At 57.6% G+C, this 17,807-nt stretch carries 10 protein-coding genes; 7 read left to right on the top strand and 3 right to left on the bottom strand.

Features of this window, described 5'->3' with window-relative positions:
• Window positions 1–62: 62 nt before the first annotated feature.
• Window positions 63–776, bottom strand: coding sequence for an RDD family protein (locus tag MUN82_RS01295; RefSeq protein ID WP_245094160.1), 714 nt, complete (start codon window positions 774–776; stop codon window positions 63–65).
• A gap of 195 nt (window positions 777–971) precedes the next feature.
• Between MUN82_RS01295 and MUN82_RS01290 the strand changes: the two genes are divergently transcribed.
• From MUN82_RS01290 to MUN82_RS01260, 7 genes are all read left to right on the top strand, one after another.
• Entirely contained in the window at window positions 972–1,922 is a 951-nt protein-coding gene (locus tag MUN82_RS01290) for a stage II sporulation protein M (protein ID WP_245094157.1), read from the top strand.
• Window positions 1,923–1,941: 19 nt separating this feature from the next.
• On the top strand, window positions 1,942–2,859 hold the full coding sequence (locus MUN82_RS01285; RefSeq protein ID WP_245094154.1) for a hypothetical protein: 918 nt from the start codon (window positions 1,942–1,944) through the stop codon (window positions 2,857–2,859).
• 105 nt (window positions 2,860–2,964) lie between these two features.
• Window positions 2,965–3,708, top strand: coding sequence for a DUF4129 domain-containing protein (locus MUN82_RS01280; protein ID WP_245094151.1), 744 nt, complete (start codon window positions 2,965–2,967; stop codon window positions 3,706–3,708).
• Window positions 3,709–3,722: 14 nt separating this feature from the next.
• Window positions 3,723–5,024 carry a DUF4350 domain-containing protein gene (locus MUN82_RS01275; RefSeq protein ID WP_245094148.1) on the top strand — a complete coding sequence of 434 codons (1,302 nt, stop codon included), beginning with the start codon at window positions 3,723–3,725 and terminating at the stop codon, window positions 5,022–5,024.
• Window positions 5,025–5,171: 147 nt separating this feature from the next.
• On the top strand, window positions 5,172–6,206 hold the full coding sequence (locus MUN82_RS01270) for an AAA family ATPase (protein WP_262922833.1): 1,035 nt from the start codon (window positions 5,172–5,174) through the stop codon (window positions 6,204–6,206).
• A gap of 154 nt (window positions 6,207–6,360) precedes the next feature.
• Window positions 6,361–7,698: a DUF58 domain-containing protein gene (locus MUN82_RS01265; RefSeq protein ID WP_245094145.1), complete on the top strand. Its 1,338-nt coding sequence runs from the start codon at window positions 6,361–6,363 to the stop codon at window positions 7,696–7,698.
• 311 nt (window positions 7,699–8,009) lie between these two features.
• On the top strand, window positions 8,010–10,112 hold the full coding sequence (locus MUN82_RS01260; RefSeq protein WP_245094143.1) for a beta-N-acetylhexosaminidase: 2,103 nt from the start codon (window positions 8,010–8,012) through the stop codon (window positions 10,110–10,112).
• A gap of 121 nt (window positions 10,113–10,233) precedes the next feature.
• On the opposite strand, the gene MUN82_RS01255 is transcribed toward MUN82_RS01260, so the two are convergent.
• Both MUN82_RS01255 and MUN82_RS01250 read right to left on the bottom strand, forming a co-directional pair.
• A complete protein-coding gene (locus tag MUN82_RS01255) occupies window positions 10,234–13,821 on the bottom strand; it encodes a DUF8818 domain-containing protein (RefSeq protein ID WP_245094140.1) in 3,588 nt (1,195 codons plus the stop codon).
• A gap of 181 nt (window positions 13,822–14,002) precedes the next feature.
• Window positions 14,003–17,734 carry a sensor histidine kinase gene (locus MUN82_RS01250; RefSeq protein WP_245094138.1) on the bottom strand — a complete coding sequence of 1,244 codons (3,732 nt, stop codon included), beginning with the start codon at window positions 17,732–17,734 and terminating at the stop codon, window positions 14,003–14,005.
• Between the last annotated feature and the right edge of the window lie 73 nt (window positions 17,735–17,807).

Genomic DNA, 17,807 nt, shown 5'->3' with positions numbered 1-17,807 from the left:
CTCAGGATGACAGATCGTTTCACTTCCTACCCTCACATCCCCACACCCTCCTACCCTACAGCTTACCCTCCCGCACTCACCAAATGCGTGTGGTCGCGGAGGACGGTTTGCAGGAACGTTTCGTCGGGGAGGTCGGTGCGGATCGTGGTGAGGGTTTTCACTTTGTTGGCCACTTCGTGCAGCAGCAAGTAGTTGTTGCGCTGCAAACCCTGTTGCAGCAACCGCCGAATCAGGGCTATGTCGTGGTCGGAGAGTTGAGCGGCTTGCGGGAATACCACTTGGTAGTTGGTATCGGGGAGGTAGGCGGCTGGGGTGGCGTGCTGGGCCCGGGGGCGTAGGCTAACCACAGTAGTGCCGGCTGCTAGGTCGCCGAGGCGCTGGCCACGGCCGTTGATAATAATAGTAAGCAACGCTATGGCTCCTGAAAACGCCACAATCTCGATGGGACGCAGCAGCCACCGCAGTAGGTAGTCGCCGAGGCCAGCGGGCGTGCCATCCAGCCGCACCACCCGAATGTGGCGGGCTTTTTTGCCCAGGCTCTGGCCATTGAAGAATAGCTCGCAAGCCGGGAAATAGAGCAGTGTGGGGAGTATCAGCAGAAAAATGCCAATGGGTCCAGGGTTGAGGTTTAGCTGCGCGGCCAGCACTACCCACAGCAGCACCCACACGCCATACAGCAGATAATCCAGCAGGGCTGCCACTATCCGGTCGCCCACACTGGCTATTTCGTACTCCAGCGTTACGTTTTGGGTGGTATGGATGCGAATCGTACTCATATACAAGTAGAAGAAGAATACCGCCGGCTATTAGTACGGCAAATTTTTATAGAACCCGGGTTGCGTACCGCAGATTTTGGTTGGACATTAGAACGGGAAATACCTCTGGAATAGGCCGAAACGCAGATGTAATTGACTGCTGCCACGTTTCGGCCCGAAAAAGGTTCTTTCTCTGGTATAACTAGTCGAAATATAATGCGGGAAGCTATTTTTTTGCGGCAAAATGAGGAGCGTTGGCGGCAGTACGAACTACAGCCTCCCGCCGGTCCCGATGAGCTGGCGGCGCGCTTCGTGGCCCTCACCGACGACTTGGCTTTTGCCCAAACCTTCTACCCCGACTCCCCTACCACGCAGTACCTGAACGCCCTCACCAGCAAGCTGCACCAGGCGCTGTACAAAAACAAAACCGAGCGTACAGGGCGGTTTCGGCAGTTTTGGGCCGAGGAGTTGCCCCTAGTAGTAGCCCGCCACCACGGCACCTTGCTCACGGCGTTGCTGCTGTTTCTGCTGTTCACGTCGCTGGGTGCTCTGTCTGCTGCCTACGACGACACGTTTGTGCGCGTGGTGCTCGGCGACGGCTACGTGAACCAGACCCTGGCCAACATTGCCAAAGGCGACCCCATGGCCGTGTATAAAGGCGAAGACGAAACCCCGATGTTTCTGTTTATCACCGTCAACAACATTCGGGTGGCGCTCATGACGTTTGCCGCCGGCATTACGGCAGGGCTGGGCACTGTGTATCTGCTATTCCACAACGGCGTGATGCTGGGGTCTTTCCAGTATTTCTTCTACCAAAAAGGTGTGCTCCTACCCTCGGTGCTCACCATCTGGATACATGGCACGCTGGAAATATCGGCCATTGTGCTGGCCGGCGGCGCAGGGCTGGTGATGGCGCGGGGCTTTCTGTTTCCGGGCACCTACTCCCGCGCCGTCGCCTTTCGACAGTCGGCCCGCGACGGGGTGAAGATTGCCATAGGTCTGGTGCCCATTTTTGTGGTAGCCGGCTTCTTAGAAGGCTTCGTGACGCGCCATACCGAAATGCCCCTGGCGCTTAGTCTGCTGATTATAGGCACGTCGGCAGCCTTTATTCTCTGGTACTTTGTGGTGTACCCGCGGCTGGTGCTGCGTCGCGCCAACCATCTGTAAGACACTCATTTTTTATTCTATGCGCCATACGTTTACGCACGAATTAGACTACCGTCAGGAGCGAGATTTCGGGCAGAAAATCAACGCCACGTTTGCCTTTATTCAAGCCCAGGGTAGGCCGTTGACCCGGGTGCTACTCTATCTAGTGCTGCCTGTGGCCCTGCTTAGCGGTATTGGCATGGGTATCGGGCAGGCTGGCGTTTTCAGCTTGCTTGGGCAAGGCCGCCGTGGTTTGGCTTCCGGTGCGTTTGGTTCCGTGAGCAGTGGCCTGGCTTTCATGACCGGGGTAGGCGGGGCGCTCCTCACCTACTTGCTGCTCACAGCTACCCTCTACGAGTACGTGCGCCTGCGCATGACCCTACCCGCCGATGAGGAAGTAACGCCGGCTCTCGTGTGGTCTCAGGTGCGCTCCTCGGTGTGGTGGATCCTACTGTCGGGCATTATCTTGACCGTCCTGACGGGTCTCGGCTTTGTCTTTTTATTCTTTCCGGGCGTGTATTTAGCGGTGGCGCTGTCTTTGTTCTTCGCCGTGATGATTATGGAGCGCAATGGGTTTAGCAAGAACTTCAGCCGTTGCTTCGAGCTGGTGAGCGGGCATTGGTGGTCTACCTTCGGCCTTCTGTTCATTATGTGGATAATTCAGAGCTTCGCGGGATTTATCTTTCAAATTCCTACCTACTTGCTGATGGGACTGAAGATGGCGCACATTCCCATTCCCGGCGAAGAAATGCTGGCCATCGCCACGCAGGTATTCGCTACGATAGGACAGGTGCTGCTCTACACCCCTACCATGCTGGCCATCTTGTTTCAATACTTCAACCTAGTAGAACGCAAAGATGGAGTAGGCATGCGCCACCTAGTCGACAGCATTGGGCAGCAGCCTGCTACCACAGTTTCATCTGCCGCCTACCGGCCTGATGAGGAAGGCGAGTATTGAGTTGTTAGTTAGCGGTGCAGGAATAACTCAGGGTGCCCTTACGCGGCTCCGCACACAACTCACGACTTGCAACTCAAATACTTTTCAAATAAACCAGCATCTGCTTTGGCTTCTTTCTGGATTCGATGGGGTAGGATGCTGCTGATGCTCTTGCTTCTGAGTGGCCTGCCGGCCAGTGCGGCTCCTACCCCGCCCCCTACCCTCACTACGACTTCCCTACCCCCCGTGCGCCTGCGCCGACCCGACCCCGAGCAGCTACGGGACTTCCGTGGGCAGCGGGATTTTCAGTATGTGGAGGTACGCAGCGAAATGAGTCCGTGGGACCTGTTTTGGGCGCGGGTGTGGCAGCGCGTGGGCGAGTGGCTGAGCAGTCGCAGCTACCACGGGTTCTGGCGCTACGTGTTTTATGCCCTGTTTCTGGGCGCTTTGGTCTTTGTGATTCTGAAACTCTTGCAGGTAGACATTACCGGTGCCTTCGGCCGCAACCCGCGCCGCGCCGCCCTAGCCTACGATACCGAGGCCGAAGACATTCACGCCCTAGACTTCCCTACCCTGCTGGCCGAGGCCGAGGCCGCCGGCAACTACCGCTTGGCCGTACGCCTGGGCTACCTGCAAGCCCTCAAGCAACTCACCGACGCTGGCCATCTGGAATGGCAACCCGATAAAACCAACCTCGCCTACGAGCGCGAGTTGCCGGCTGGTCCTTTACGCACGGCCTTCTCGGAGGTATCCAGGCAGTTTGAGTACGTGTGGTACGGCGAGCTGACACTCACGCCCGAGCACTACGCCCATACCCACGCCAGTCGGCAGGCCCTACTGGCCCAGCTCACTAACCGACGCGCCGCCTAACGCTACAACCGCTCATGACAACCTTTCGCTGGTATCTGCTGGGACTTGTGGCGCTCTTCGTGGGCTACGTGGCGCTGGAGTATTATCGACCCAAGCCCATCAACTGGACGCCTACCTTTCGCAACCAGGATAAAATCCCGTACGGCACCTATGTGCTCTTCCAAACCCTACCCGAGGTGCTTGACGCGCGTGTGCAGCCCGTGCGCCTGCCCATCTACAACGAGCTAGCTGACGGCTATGCCGACCCCGCTGAGGCCAGCGAGGCAGACCCCGACGAGCAAGAAGCCGCCGAGCTGGAAGAAGAGCTGAAAGTAGATACGGCGGCGCTGCCGATGGCCGAGCGCGGCCAGTACGTATTTATCAACTCCGAATTCAACGTCAGCCGTCCCGATCTGCACACGCTGCTGCGCTACGTGGCCCGCGGCAACACCGTCTTTATTGCGGCCAGCGACTTTTCGCGGGGTCTGCGCGACACGCTGCACTTCAGCACCCGCGATTTCTTGGCCCAGGATACGCTCGGCAACGCCCTCCCTTCGGACTCTACCACGCTGCGCCTGCTGGCCCCTACCCTACGACGCGCTGCAGGCACGCAGTTCCGCTACCCACTTCTAAATGCATCCACGCGCCTACTCAACGACAGCCTCGGGCAGTTGCAGCCTTTGGCTGTAGATGCCCGCGACCGCACCGTGTTGGCGCGCTGTGCTTATGGTCACGGCTATTTCTACCTCAGCTCCGTGCCAATGGCATTTACCAACTACTTCGTGCTGCGCCCGCAAACCAGTAACTTCGCTTACGCTGCCTTTTCTTACTTACCCGCGGGCCGCCCTACCCTCTGGGACGAATACCAGAAGCAGGGCCGCGAGGGCGAGCAGAGCTTGTTGCGTGTGCTCCTGAACCACGATGCCCTGCGAGTAGCCTACTACCTATTTTGCGTGGGCGTACTACTCTTTATGGTGTTTGAAGCACGTCGTCGCCAGCGCATCATTCCGGTGCTGCGGCCATTGCCCAATACCACGCTGCTCTTTACACGCACGGTGGCCTCGCTCTACCGCCAGAGCAGCAACCACGCCCTCATCGCCGAAAAGAAAATCGACCTGTTTCTGGACTACGTGCGCACGCGCTTTCAGGAGTCTACTTCCGATTTGAACGACGAAGCCTTTCGGGAACGAGTGGCGCAGAAAGCCGGCGTGCCTCGCCCGCAGGTAGATGCATTGTTGCGGCGAATTAACTTTATTCGCACGGCTCCGGCGGTGTCAGATCAGGAGTTGCTACGCCTGAGCAAGGAATTGCAGCAGTTCAAAAAGCTCGCTCGATAAAATTGTATTAAGCAGCAAAATATAACTTTATTTATTTTGCACTATTCAAATAAATTACCTTTTACATAATAGAATACGTTAATCGATTAACATATAGAATGCCTAATTAAAATATTCCGCTCCACCTTTCACTTCTGATTACTCTGCATGGAATCCAATCCTATTTCTAATTTTCCATCTACCCCCACTTCTCCTACCCCGCCGCCTGCTGACAGCTTCGCTGCACCGCGCACCGATTTCGGCCGCCTTACTTCGGCAGTAACGGCTATCCGTCAGGAGATGGGCAAGGTGATTGTGGGACAACACGAGTTGCTGGAAATGCTGCTCACCGCCATTCTGGCCGATGGGCATGTGCTGCTAGAAGGGGTGCCGGGGGTGGCCAAAACCCTCACCGCAAAGCTGCTTGCCCGCACGCTGGCGGTGCCTTTCAGTCGCCTCCAGTTCACGCCCGACCTTATGCCTTCCGACGTGCTGGGCACCTCGGTTTTCCGTCCCAATACGGCTGATTTTGAGTTTCGGCCCGGCCCCATCTTCGCCAGCGTGGTGTTGATTGACGAAATCAATCGGGCGCCGGCCAAAACGCAGTCGGCGCTATTCGAGGTGATGGAGGAGCGCCACATCACGCAGGACGGCACAACCTACCCCATGCAGGAGCCCTTCGTGGTGCTAGCCACCCAAAACCCGGTGGAGCAAGAAGGCACCTACCGCCTACCCGAGGCCCAGCTCGACCGTTTCCTATTCAAGCTGAACGTGGGCTACCCTACCCTGGAGGATGAGGTAGCCATTTTGCAGGGTCACCACGCGGGTTTTGGGGGCACGCCGCTGGAGGTAGTGCAGCAAGTGCTGTCGGCGGAGGATATTGCGGCCTTGCGCCAGCAAGTGCGCCAGCAGCGGGTAGAGCCCAAGTTGCTGGAATATATTGCCCGCCTCGTAGGCCAGACGCGTGCGCACAAAGGCCTGTATCTGGGCGCATCGCCGCGGGCGTCGCTGGCCCTGCTCAACGGCGCTAAAGCCCTGGCCGCTCTCCGCGGCCGCGACTTCGTGACGCCCGACGACGTGCAGTTTCTGGCGCCCGCTGTCCTGCGTCACCGCATCTTGCTCACCCCCGAGCGCGAGATGGAAGGCCTCACGGCAGACGAGATTATCAAACAGATTGTGCAGCAGATTGAGGTACCGCGGTAGAGTATGAGTAATCCCAAAAGTTATCTGTCATCCTGAGCTTGCGAAGGACCTTATGCCCGTTGAACGAGTCGTTGATACGCTTGTCGTTTTTGCGTGAGAAGGTACTTCGCAAGCTCAGGATGACAGACGTTTTCTTACTCGCCTCTGAAACCAGATGAAATCCCTCTTCCTCACCACCCGCTTTTTCATCCTGCTCGCAGCACTGACGACCGGCTTTGTAGTGGCGTTTTTCCTACCCTCGTTGCTGGGGCCGATGCAGGTGGTGCTAGGGCTGCTGGTGGTGCTAGTGGCACTGGATGCGCTGTTGCTGTACGCTCCTGGTGGGCAGGTATTTGGGCGGCGGGTCATGGGCGAAAAGCTCGCCAACGGCTCCGACAACGACATTGCCATCTACCTCGAAAATCGTTACCGCTTCGCCGTTTACACCAAAACCATTGATGAAATTCCGCATCAATTTCAGCGGCGCGATGTGCTGTTTCGAGCGGCGTTGAAGGCAGGCGAAACGCAGGTGATTCGCTATCAGCTGCGGCCTACTAAGCGCGGCGAGTACTCGTTTGGGGCCGTAAATGTGTTTGTGGCCTCGCCGCTAGGGCTAGTGCGCCGGCGCTTCCGCTATGGACAAGACCAACTGGTACCGGTCTACCCATCGTTTTTGCAAATGCGGCAGTACGAGCTACTGGCCATCAGCAACCGCCTCACGGAGGTGGGCGTGAAGCGTATTCGGCGGGTAGGGCACAGCATGGAGTTTGAGCAAATCCGGCCCTACGTGCCCGGCGACGACCCGCGCAACATCAACTGGAAAGCCACCGCCCGTCGCGCTGGCGCCAGCACCGACGCGCTGGTAGTTAACCACTTTCAGGACGAGCGCGCTCAACAAGTATACTGCCTCATCGACAAGGGTAGGGTGATGCGCATGCCCTTCCACGGCCTCAGCCTGCTCGACTATGCCATCAACGCTACCTTGGTGGTCAGTAATATTGCCCTGCTCAAGCACGACAAAGCCGGGCTGGTGACGTTTGCCAACAAGCTGAGCGCCCTGGTACCGGCTGAGCGCCGCAGCGGCCACCTGCGCAAGCTGCTGGAAGTACTGTATCGTCAGCGCACCAAGTACCTCGAAACCAGCTTCGAAACACTCTATACGGCCATCAAGACCAATATCCGCCAGCGTAGCCTGCTAATTCTATTTACCAACTTCGAGACGCTGAGCGGGATGCAGCGCCAGCTACCCTACCTGCGCCGCTTAGCCAAGGACCATTTGCTGCTAGTAGTGTTCTTCGAGAATACGGAGTTGCACCAATTCTTGGACGCGCCGGCCCAAACCACCGAGGACGTATATAATCAAACCATTGCTGAGAAATTTGCCCAGGAGAAACGGCAGATTGTGCTGGAGTTGCAGCGCTACGGTATCCATGCGCTACTCACGGCGCCCGAGCAACTTACCATCAACACGCTCAACCGCTATCTGGAATTTAAGGCGCGAGGGCTGATTTGAGGATTTCCCGCAGTGGCTCGTGGAGGGAAGCGCAGAGGTTCCCGGAGTTCAACGATTAACCAAATCCTCCGCACTCGCTCGGCTGTGCCGAGTGAGGACTACGCCCTAGCAGCTTTGCTGCGCGCGTTTGCTTGGCGGTAGCGTGGCTCTGCCCAAACGGCGCATCCGGATTCGGGGCAGAGCCCCTCAAGCGTAGTCCTCACTCGGCACAGCCGAGCGAGTGCGAACCTCTACGAGAAATTCCGGCAAGGGCTCCGGCAGGCTGTTTGCGTTGGTAGGAGTACCTTGCGGTTCTCCCATCCCACTTGCGTATGCTTTCCTTTTCTCGTTGCGGACTGATTTTCTTATCGTTACTGCTTTCTGCAGTAGCTAGTCAGGCCCAGTTAGCTCCTACCCCTCCTACGCATCAACTAATGCCGGTGCCCGCCACGGCCACCTGGGGCGCGGCGCGGATACCCCTGCGCAACACCTTTTCTTACCACATCACTGCCGATACGCAGCCGGATACCGCGGTGGCGGCAGCGGCACGGCGCGTACAAACTCGTCTGCTACGGCAGCTTGGTGTTACTCGGCCACCCGCCAAAGCCAAACCAGCGGCCAACCAAACGCCCCCTACCCTCAGCATCCGGTACGGCAAGCCGGGCCGCATGGCCAATGGCGATGAGGAGCGCTACGCCCTGCGCGTGACGCCTATGGGCATTTCTCTCACCGCCCCTACTAGCCTGGGTGCCTTGCGCGGGCTGGCCACGCTGGAACAGCTCGTGACCAAAGATAAAAATGCGCTGTACTTCTCGGAAGTTGATATTCAGGACCAGCCCCGGTTTGGGTGGCGGGGGCTGCTGATTGATGCAGCCCGGCACTTCATGCCCGTGCCCCTTATCAAGCGCAATCTGGATGCTATGGCGGCCGTGAAGCTGAACGTGCTGCACTGGCATTTGTCGGATGATCAGGGCTTTCGGGTGGAAAGCCAGCGGTTGCCGCGCTTGGCGCAGGTAGGCGGCGAAGGACAGTTTTACACACAGGCCCAGGTGCGGGAGGTGCAGCGTTATGCAGCGGCGCGGGGCATTCGGGTGGTGCCAGAGTTCGACATGCCGGGCCACGCTACGGCCTGGTTGGCCGCCTACCCCGAGCTGGCCTCCAACGACTCTACCTACGGCGTGGCCACGCGCTGGGGCGTGCTCAACATTGCCATGGACCCTACCCGCGAAACCACCTACACGCTGATAGACACGCTCTTAGGCGAGATGACGCAGTTATTTTCTGACCCGTATTTCCACATTGGCGGTGACGAGAATGACGGACGCCAATGGTTGCGCAATCCGCGCATTGTGCAGTTCATGAAGGAACAGAAGCTGGTGAAAAGCAATGGACAGCCCGATAAGCACGCCCTGCAAACCTACTTCAACCGTCGCATTCTCGCTATGCTCACCAAGTACAACAAGAAGATGGTGGGCTGGGATGAAATCCTGGGACCAGGCCTACCCGAATCGGCCGTGATTCAGAGCTGGCGAGGCAAAAAAGGCCTGTATGATGCCGTGAAGACCAACCACACAGCCATCCTCTCCAACGGCTACTACATCGACTTGAACTACTCGGCCGCCAGCCACTATGCCGTCGACCCGCTGCCCGCCGACGCCCCGCTCACCGAGGCCCAGAAGAAACTGGTGCTGGGTGGCGAGGCCACCATGTGGGCTGAGTTTGCGGATAGCGTCATCGTGGATAGCCGCATTTGGCCTCGCACCGCGGCCATAGCGGAGCGGTTTTGGTCGCCGGCTACCGTCACGGATGTGCCAGATATGTACCGTCGTCTTGCGCTGGTATCGGCGCAGCTGGAACGGCTGGGCATTCGGCACCGGCGCGTGCCGGAGCAGTTGCTGCGCCAGCTAGCCGCCGGGCAGCCCGTGGCACCGCTCCGCACGTTTGCCAGCGTGCTAGAACCCGTAAAGGAGTACAAGCGCCACTTTCAGGGTATGAAATACACAACCCAAACCCCACTCAACCGCCTAGTAGATGCGGCCCCCGCCGAATCGGACGCGGCGCGGGAATTTAGCGCAGCGGTAGATGCCCTGTTGGCGCAGGTAGGTACTACCCCCGCTTCCCCCCTACCCGCCGCCCTACCGGCCTTGGCGGCAGTGCGGGCGCCCCTCACGCAGTGGCAGGCCAACGATGTGAAACTCCAACTGCTCTTCAACACCTCAGCCAGCCTGCGTGAGTATGGGCCGCTTTCGGCCCGTCTGAGCGCCCTTTCGGCGCTGGCCTTGGAGCGGCTGCAACTGCTAGAGCAAGGCCAGACGCCTACCGCCGCCTGGAAAAAGGCCGCACAACAGCAGCTGGAAGCCGCTAAAGCACCGGCCGGGCAAGCGGAGCTGGCCATGCTGCCAGCTTTGCAACGGTTGTTAAACGGTTTACCGTAAACTTACTTTTTGTCATCCTGAGCTTGCGAAGGACCTTCTCACGTCAGCACGATGCTCGTAACAACGACTTGTTCTAGCGTGAGAAGGTCCTTCGCAAGCTCAGGATGACAAAGAATAATAATCAAAACAACACCGATACCTGCATCCTACCTGTGTGCACAGCTTGTAGGCCGTTGGGCTTGCGGCCGTCGTAGGCTACTGTGATGTTGAGGCCATTGCTGAGGCGCTGTTCCAGATTCAGATTCCAGGTGATGTTATTACCAGGGCGCAGGGCTTGCAGGATTTCCAGGCCCACCACCGAGGCTACGTCGCCGTCGAACCCTACCCGCACGTAGCGTGTAGCGGCCGTGATGGTACGCTTGCTCACCTGGCTCACGCGCGTTTCGAGGCCTAGCTGATCGAAGGCACCGCGAGCGTCGGCGTCGGTACCGTCTTTAAAAGTGTTCTGCTTTACGGTGCGCAGATACGTACCTGTGAAGCGCAAGGTGCTGCTGGGCTGGTAGCTGATTTCGGGGGCAACCTCGTAGAGCCGCAGCCGGTAGTTGCGCGTGTCCAGGTAGCTCGACTCGTTGCCGCGCACGCTCCGCGATACTGTGAAACGCCCCGTAAATTGCTGAGCCAGCGTGCGGCGCAGCAACAAGCTCTGCGAAGCCAGATTGCGGATATCGAAACCCTGCGTGAGCAGTACCTTCTGCTGGGTTTGCTGGGCCGTCAGCTCCGCCCCAAAAATTGGGTTGGAGCGGTTGAAGTACAGCGTATTGCGCAGTAACTTGTTCATTCCTAGTAGCTGGTTATCCTCTACTTGATAGGAAAACGGATTCAGGCGCGCCCGCAGGCTGTTGTCGGTAGTGCGACTGTCGAGCGTGATAGTGGTAATGGCCGAGAACCGCGCCACAAAGCTCAGCAGCTTGCCTGCTTCGCGCCAACCCCGGGGTGCGGTGGTGCTCAAGCGGTAGCTCAGGCGGTTGGTATAGGCCGTAATGTACTGATCAGTGGGCAAATACACCTTGATGTATGTGCGATACTGCGCATCTGAGGTAGGCGCCTCAAAGAACTCGTCCTTGTCTTGGCGGCCGTTTCCGTCGGCGTCGCCGCCGTAGTAGTGCGTGCCTTGGCCGTTGGTGACGGGCAGGAAGGAATAGTCCCGCCGCAGCTCGCGGCCAGTAGCCACGCTGTAATTCAACTCCGAGCGAAACACGTTGTCGAGGAAGGTTGCGTTCCAGTCTATCTTACCTAGCACCGTGCGCTGGCGGGCGCTGTCGCGGGCTACCAGGTCGCGGTAGGTGGCTACCAGCGCAATATCCTGGTTGCGGCCAATGCGGCTGGCCAACGAGCCCTGCCAGGTTTGAGCACGGCCGCGGGTTTGCAGCTCATTGTTCAGAGGCGTCTGGTCGCGGCGATAAGTGTAGTCGAGGCGGAAGCGGGTGCGGGCCGAATCGCGGCTCTGCACAAACACTTGGTGCTCGTCGTAGTAGTTAGCCGTAAACAGCGAGTCGCCGTTGGGTAGGGCCACGCGGTTTTTATCGAAGCGGTAGGCGTAACCGGGCACCACAGGGCCGGCCACGTAGCGCGCCGTGGCCTCGCCCCGCGCCCACTTCGACTCCCGCCGCCCTACCTGCGCGTTCAACAGAAACAGGTTGCCGCGCAGCTGAACGTTGCCCAACTGGTGCGCCGCCTCAAGCCAGTGCTGGGTACCGTCTACCTCCTTAGCGCGGTAGCGCCGACTCAAGTGGTAGCTGATGCTGTTATTGATATCCTTCACCGCACCCACCGAAAAATTCAGAATATTATCCTCGCGCGGCGTCAGGCTGGTGGTGTTGGTCTGAGCGGCTACTGAGCCATTGATGTTGTTGCTCCAGTTACGGTCAAACTCAATGTCGCGGTACCGGTCAATCGGCGAAAATCGATGGCTAGTATATTCAAACGTCAGGTCGCTCTGCAAGCGGTAGTCGCGCAGGCCCGGCAGGTTGATGCGGCGGTTCTGCACAGCGTAACCCACCCGCATGGCCTGTCCCTGCGCCGCTTCCGGCGAAAACCGGTTCACATCCAACTGCGACGACGCCACATCTACAAATACACTGGCCGTTGAGTCAACCTGATAGGTAGCCCCGGCCGTAGCCATTTGCTTGAGCAGCGGGGTAGGCAGCAGGCGCACCGGCGCGTAGCTCCCCTGCGACACGCCGCCCACGGGCGCCACATAACGGTACACCTGCCCGTTGGCAGTCACATCGTTATTGACTGTACTCAGCACATAATCGCCCCGGTTAGGCCCTAGGTTGGTAAAGCGCACATTGTAGACGCCCCGCAGCGTGTCGGCACCGGTAGCAAACTGGTATACCACGCGCCGGTCGCCATTGGCATCCGTGATGACGTTGCGGTTGTACTGCACCTGGTTACGGTTGTAGGTCACCGAATCGACGCCGGAGGTAGTCGCCAAGTTCACGTTGTCGCCGATGCTGCGCAGACGGGCGCGGTCAGCCTCGCTCAGCGTCAGGTTGGGCGAGTTATCGGGGTTATCGGCCTCGCGGTAGTAGTTGGCCCGCACTTGCAATTTGCCTAGTTGCTGGTAATGACTAAGGGTAGTGAGCGAACGAGAGTAGTTGAAGTCAGAATACTCAAACTCTACCTTGATGCGCGAATTACTGGTAATGAGATGGTTGGGAGTGAAAGTAATTTCCGCTTGGTTATAGTCTACGATGTAGTCGAAGTCGAATCCCCTCGTCAGCAGGCGGCCGTCTAGGTACACGCGCTCGGAATTGGCCAGCAGGATGATGAACTGCTCCCCATTCGGGCCGCGCATCCGGTAAGGTCCCTGCACGTTGTCGATGGGCAACACGTCGATAGACGCAAACTTACCCTTTGCCATACCAGCTGCTACCACGGTGCTGCTGCGCGCCCGCGGGCCCTGCTTGAAGTTGGCTTCAATAGCTGCCCCCTGAATGTTCTTGTAGTAGCGCAGGAAATAGTCGGGCTTGTTGCGCAACACCACGTCACCAGCCGTCAGGCTCCAGTTAGGGTGCGTGAGCGTCACATAAATCCGGTCAAATTCCTGCAACTGCTGCGTATTTCCTTCTGGCTGAAACGGCACGTTTTGGTCGGAAATGGCCGCCGTCAGGTTGATTTTGTCCGTGAGCTTGCCCTCCAGTTGCAGGTTCAGGGCAGAGTTGACAAACACGTTCTGCGTGTTGCCAAACGACACCCCCCGCGACAGATTGCCGGTTTTGTTGATGCCCGGCGTATTCAGAATCTGCTCCTTCACTGCAAAATCTTCGTACCCCACAGGCTTTTCCCGAAAGGCCACGCTATCCAACAAGCTGCGTGGACGCCGGTAGCGCGGCGCGGCCAGCGCCAACGGTAGCACCCGGTAACACACCAGTACCGAATCGGCCTCTTGCCGGGGTAGAATAAGGTCGGGCTGCCCCGGCTCAGGCGAGGGGTAGCGCGTGCGCTGACGCAGAAACTGGTAGGTATCGGTGCGCGCATCATAGGCTACTGTGTGGCCCGGTACTGTCACGGAGGTAGGGACTACCGTTAGCGAGTCGGGTAGGCGAAACGTGGCCGTGTCGCGGGCAGGCGCCAGCTGTACCCAGCGGCAGCGGCGGGTGCTGGGCGGACCGGCCTCCTGAGCCAGCAGTGGCCCCCGCGCCGCCACGAATAGCAACAACAGGCAGCCCCAGCGCAAAAATTGACGCGTAAAGCTGTTCCTCATGCTATTCAGTTTCGCCCGTATCTGTTTGCTACCTAACGCACACCTACCCACGATTCGTGCCGAACGGAAATGGGCAGGCTGTGAACTTGTAAAAGAATGAATATGATGCTCTAATTGAGCCGTTTGCGCAAACTACACCCTTAATAAGCCCTACCCTTTCACAAGTTCACCACTCACCATCTTACTTCTTCTCCGGCGCCAAGGGCAGTTCTACGAAGAATGTGGTGCCTACCTCCTCTTCCGTCTCAAACCAGATACGCCCGCCTGCGCTTTCAATACCGCGTCGGGCTACAGCCAGGCCAATACCCGAACCCTGTTCTTTGGTAGTGAAATTTGGTTTGAAAATCTTGTCCTGCACTTCCAGCGGGATACCGGCACCGTTGTCCTGCACACAAATCAGCAAGTGCTGACCGTCCGGCTGATATTCCAACCACAGGCCTACATCGGGGTGCTGACCCGGCGGCACTGCCTGCAACGCGTTGATCAGCAAATTATTAAAAGTACGTACCAGCAGGTTTTCATCGGCAAACACCTCATAGTTCCCACTATCAGCATCATCCGGCAGTAGCAGGTAGAGATGCCCGCCAATGGCATTGCTTTGGTGCAGGCTCACGCACCGCCGCAGAATCGGAATAATATCCAGGCGCTCGGGACGCATGGCGGGTAGGTTGGTGAAGGTGCTGAACGACGTGGCAATATCCGAGAGCACATCAATCTGGGTGATGAGCGTTTGCGAAATCTTCCCGATCAGCTCCTGCACGTTGGGCCGGTGCTCCGCAATGGCTTTCTGCAAGTATTGCAACGAAAGCTTCATCGGCGTGAGCGGATTCTTGATTTCGTGGGCCACTTGTCGGGCCATTTCGCGCCAGGCGGCTTCTTTTTCCTGCGCCGCAAGCTCCAACTTACTGGCTTCCAGCTTCATCAGCATGCCATTGTACTCACGCACCAGCAGCCCAATCTCATCAGCCGAGTTGTATTCTAGCAGCTCGTTGCGGTCCGTGAGGGTCGTTTGCTTCAGCTTGGCCGTGATGAGCTTGAGCGGGGCCGTCAGAATGCGCGAGGCCACGAACGTCAGAATCAAAAACAGAATAAACATCACCGTGAAGATGTTCAGACTGGTTGATATCAGTTCAATCAGCTTCCCGTCCAGGTCTTTCTCAGAGTCGAAGAATGGAATGCCCACGTAGCCGATAACCGGCGCTGGTTTGCCGGCGCGCACCGTCCCAGCGCGTAAGGGTAGGTAGAGTGCGTTGAACGATAGCGTGCCGGCGTGCTCAGTTAGTAGCTTGCGCGGCTGCCCGTGCTCGGCCAGCGAAGCCATGGCTTGCGGATTCATCAACGGGCTCAGCAACCCCGCCTCAAAAATGAGCGGCTGACTGCTCACCTGCAACATGCCGTGGGCGTCATACAGGTTCAGGTCCGTATCGGTGATGCTGGCTACGTTTTCAGCTAGGTCGATAATAGCGCTGTGGTTGGCAGAGTCGGTAAGAATAGCCCGGTTGCGAAGCAGGCTTTCCTGCACGGCCTTGCCGCGGCGCTCATAGGCCCGCAACAGGTCGCGTTTGTAGGAGCTCGTTACCTGGCTGGCCGTTGCTACGCTCACAATCAATAGTGGCACCAAAATTCCGAAGTTCAGAAACAGCTGAATCTTGGTGCTGAAGTTGGTTCGGAACACCTCCAACGAATGGCCCTGCGCCAGCGTGTAGATGCCGATACACACCAGCCAGAAAAACGTATGTAGCAGAAACAGGAAGGAGAAATTAGCCAGCCAGTTACCAAATGAGTAGGTGGGTGTGGTTACGATAACTAGCCGTTGCTGCGGCCCTTTCACGCCCAGATGGTGAAAGCCATTGATAGCCAGGCCCGAACTATACAACCTGCTATCATTCAATACACTGTTGGTCAGCTGGTTCACGTAGTCAAAGTCTCCCTCGCTGTACACCAACTGGTTGTTTTCGTAGCCAGCATAGCTTAACTCCGGCCCCAGTCCCGGCTGAAAGAATTTTTGGTCTATCAATAGCTCGGGCACTACGCTATAGGCAGTTAGCTTCTTAAGCGACAATTCCAGCACAATAGTGCTTTCCCGACTGCTGTCAGCCGGCACGGGCACCAGCGCCACGTAGCGCCGCGTACTGAAGGAGTTGCTACCGCGAATCAGGTAGATGCCTTTCTGATCGGTGAGGGTAGCGTTTGCGAGCAACCGGCGGCGCAGAGCTGGTAGAAATATGCTGCTATCGGCCGTGGTGCCCGAGGGGCCAAACAGCGTAACGGCTACCTCATATTTATCAAAGTAATCGCGCAGGTAGTACTTATCGATTTTCTGCCGCACCACTTCCTGGTTGGCAAACGGATTGGCTAAGACCTTCTGAATGCGTGGATCGGCAGCCATATGACGCGTGCGTTCCGCCAACAGGTATTCACCTTGTAGATCGTTATCGATCAATAGATTGCCCGCTACCTTTTGTTTGGATAAGATAAGCTGCTGATCAGCAAACTCATATAAAGCCAGCGCCCCTACGGCCGATATGACGGCCAACATCAGGAAGATAAACAGGTAGATCTGATACGGCACTACGTTCACCAATTGCTTCAACCCTGTAAGGCGCAGCACAGCAAAGAAAAGCAGCGCCAGCCCCAGCAACGTGAGGTAGGGCTGGTTGAGGATGAGGCCAGTTGGCAGAAACAGCAGCATGAAAAAGCTCAGCAGCACCACATCCGATAGCTTGGATGTAGGCCGTACCGACGCCGTAAACAATTGCGACAGCAAAAAGAAGCCGACCATATATGCCCCACCGTGTAGCACCAGCGCTAGGCACAGCAATACCTTGAAGCCGCTTACCTGAATGCTCTGCGTGATGTCGAGCACCAGTTGCGAGTTGTTGAAGCTATTGGAGAAGAACTGGTACAGCAGCACCATCAGCCCAAAATAGCCCAGCACTGCCACCACGCCCAGCAGCAGCCGCATGAGTTGGCTACGCACCTGCCGCACCCGCCGCACAATCCGGTAGCGCCGAAACAGCAACAACGCATAGTAGGCTCCTACCAGCAATAGCAACGCATTAATCAGCAAATCACCCAATGAAGGCGACAGCCAAGAGGCTGCGTACACGCGCGGGTCAAAGAGCGGTAGCTCAATTAAAGAGAAAGGTAGGCCCGCAAAGAGCAGTGCCGCCCGCAATACCACCAGCGCCAGGATTACAACGATGGCGCCACTCAGCGCCTTGCCCGCTTGAAAGCGCCGCCGCGCCATTTGCCACCAACATAGCAAATAGCACCCTAGGCCTAACAAGAGGAGGAAACAGGGTAGGTACTTACCTGTGATAGGGTTGGGTTGCAGACTCTCAACCGAAAACAAGTAATCTCCCGCATCGGTATACAAACGGGGTAGGCGCGGGCTGGCACTGGTAGGAACCAGTCGGATATTCATCCCCCGGAACAATGCCTGCCCGGCCCCATTGCGTAAGTAGCGGTTGCTGATACCGTAGTGCTGCTCCAGGGGCACATAGGTGATGACTGTATACGGTCCGAGCACTTGGCGAAGCACCAGATAATGCCCAAAACGCATTTCTACCATCTTCTCCCGAAACTGCTCGTCTACCAGCGCCTGATCGGGTTCCAGTGTATGATCTGACCAGCTTACCAATTCCTCGCCCTCGTATACAAAACAAGGGTAGGTAGTACTGCTTACCAGCTCCCCAAACGTTGGCTTATACTGCCGCAGACTGCTTACCACTGTTTCGGCTTCGTAGCGGGCCGTAAGCTCAGCTTCCGTCAGCAGGTTTTGCAAACGCAAGGCATCAGCTCGGAACAAAGAGCCCGAACGTTGCGCGTACTGATTGCTGACGTAGGCCCCGGCGAAGCACAAAACGGCTGCCAGCAGCAAAAACAACGGAAAGAAACGATTCGATTTCAACAAGGCAGAAGGCTAACAGACACTAGGCACCACAGCGCAAACCTACCCGGAAACTAACAAAAATGCCGCCATT

The sequence above is a fragment of the Hymenobacter aerilatus genome, from assembly GCF_022921095.1.
GTDB classification, from domain to species: Bacteria; Bacteroidota; Bacteroidia; order Cytophagales; family Hymenobacteraceae; genus Hymenobacter; species Hymenobacter aerilatus.
Note: the sequence above shows the minus strand (reverse complement) of the source record. Positions and strands in the feature narration are given on the sequence as shown.

Bases quoted from the DNA above. Each gene is read 5' to 3' on its own strand.
- MUN82_RS01295 (WP_245094160.1), bottom strand. From the start codon at position 776: ATGAGTACGATTCGCATCCATACCACCCAAAACGTAACGCTGGAGTAC.
- MUN82_RS01255 (WP_245094140.1), bottom strand. From the start codon at position 13,821: ATGAGGAACAGCTTTACGCGTCAATTTTTGCGCTGGGGCTGCCTGTTG.
- MUN82_RS01260 (WP_245094143.1), top strand. From the start codon at position 8,010: ATGCTTTCCTTTTCTCGTTGCGGACTGATTTTCTTATCGTTACTGCTT.
- MUN82_RS01290 (WP_245094157.1), top strand. From the start codon at position 972: ATGCGGGAAGCTATTTTTTTGCGGCAAAATGAGGAGCGTTGGCGGCAG.
- MUN82_RS01265 (WP_245094145.1), top strand. From the start codon at position 6,361: ATGAAATCCCTCTTCCTCACCACCCGCTTTTTCATCCTGCTCGCAGCA.
- MUN82_RS01270 (WP_262922833.1), top strand. From the start codon at position 5,172: ATGGAATCCAATCCTATTTCTAATTTTCCATCTACCCCCACTTCTCCT.
- MUN82_RS01275 (WP_245094148.1), top strand. From the start codon at position 3,723: ATGACAACCTTTCGCTGGTATCTGCTGGGACTTGTGGCGCTCTTCGTG.
- MUN82_RS01285 (WP_245094154.1), top strand. From the start codon at position 1,942: ATGCGCCATACGTTTACGCACGAATTAGACTACCGTCAGGAGCGAGAT.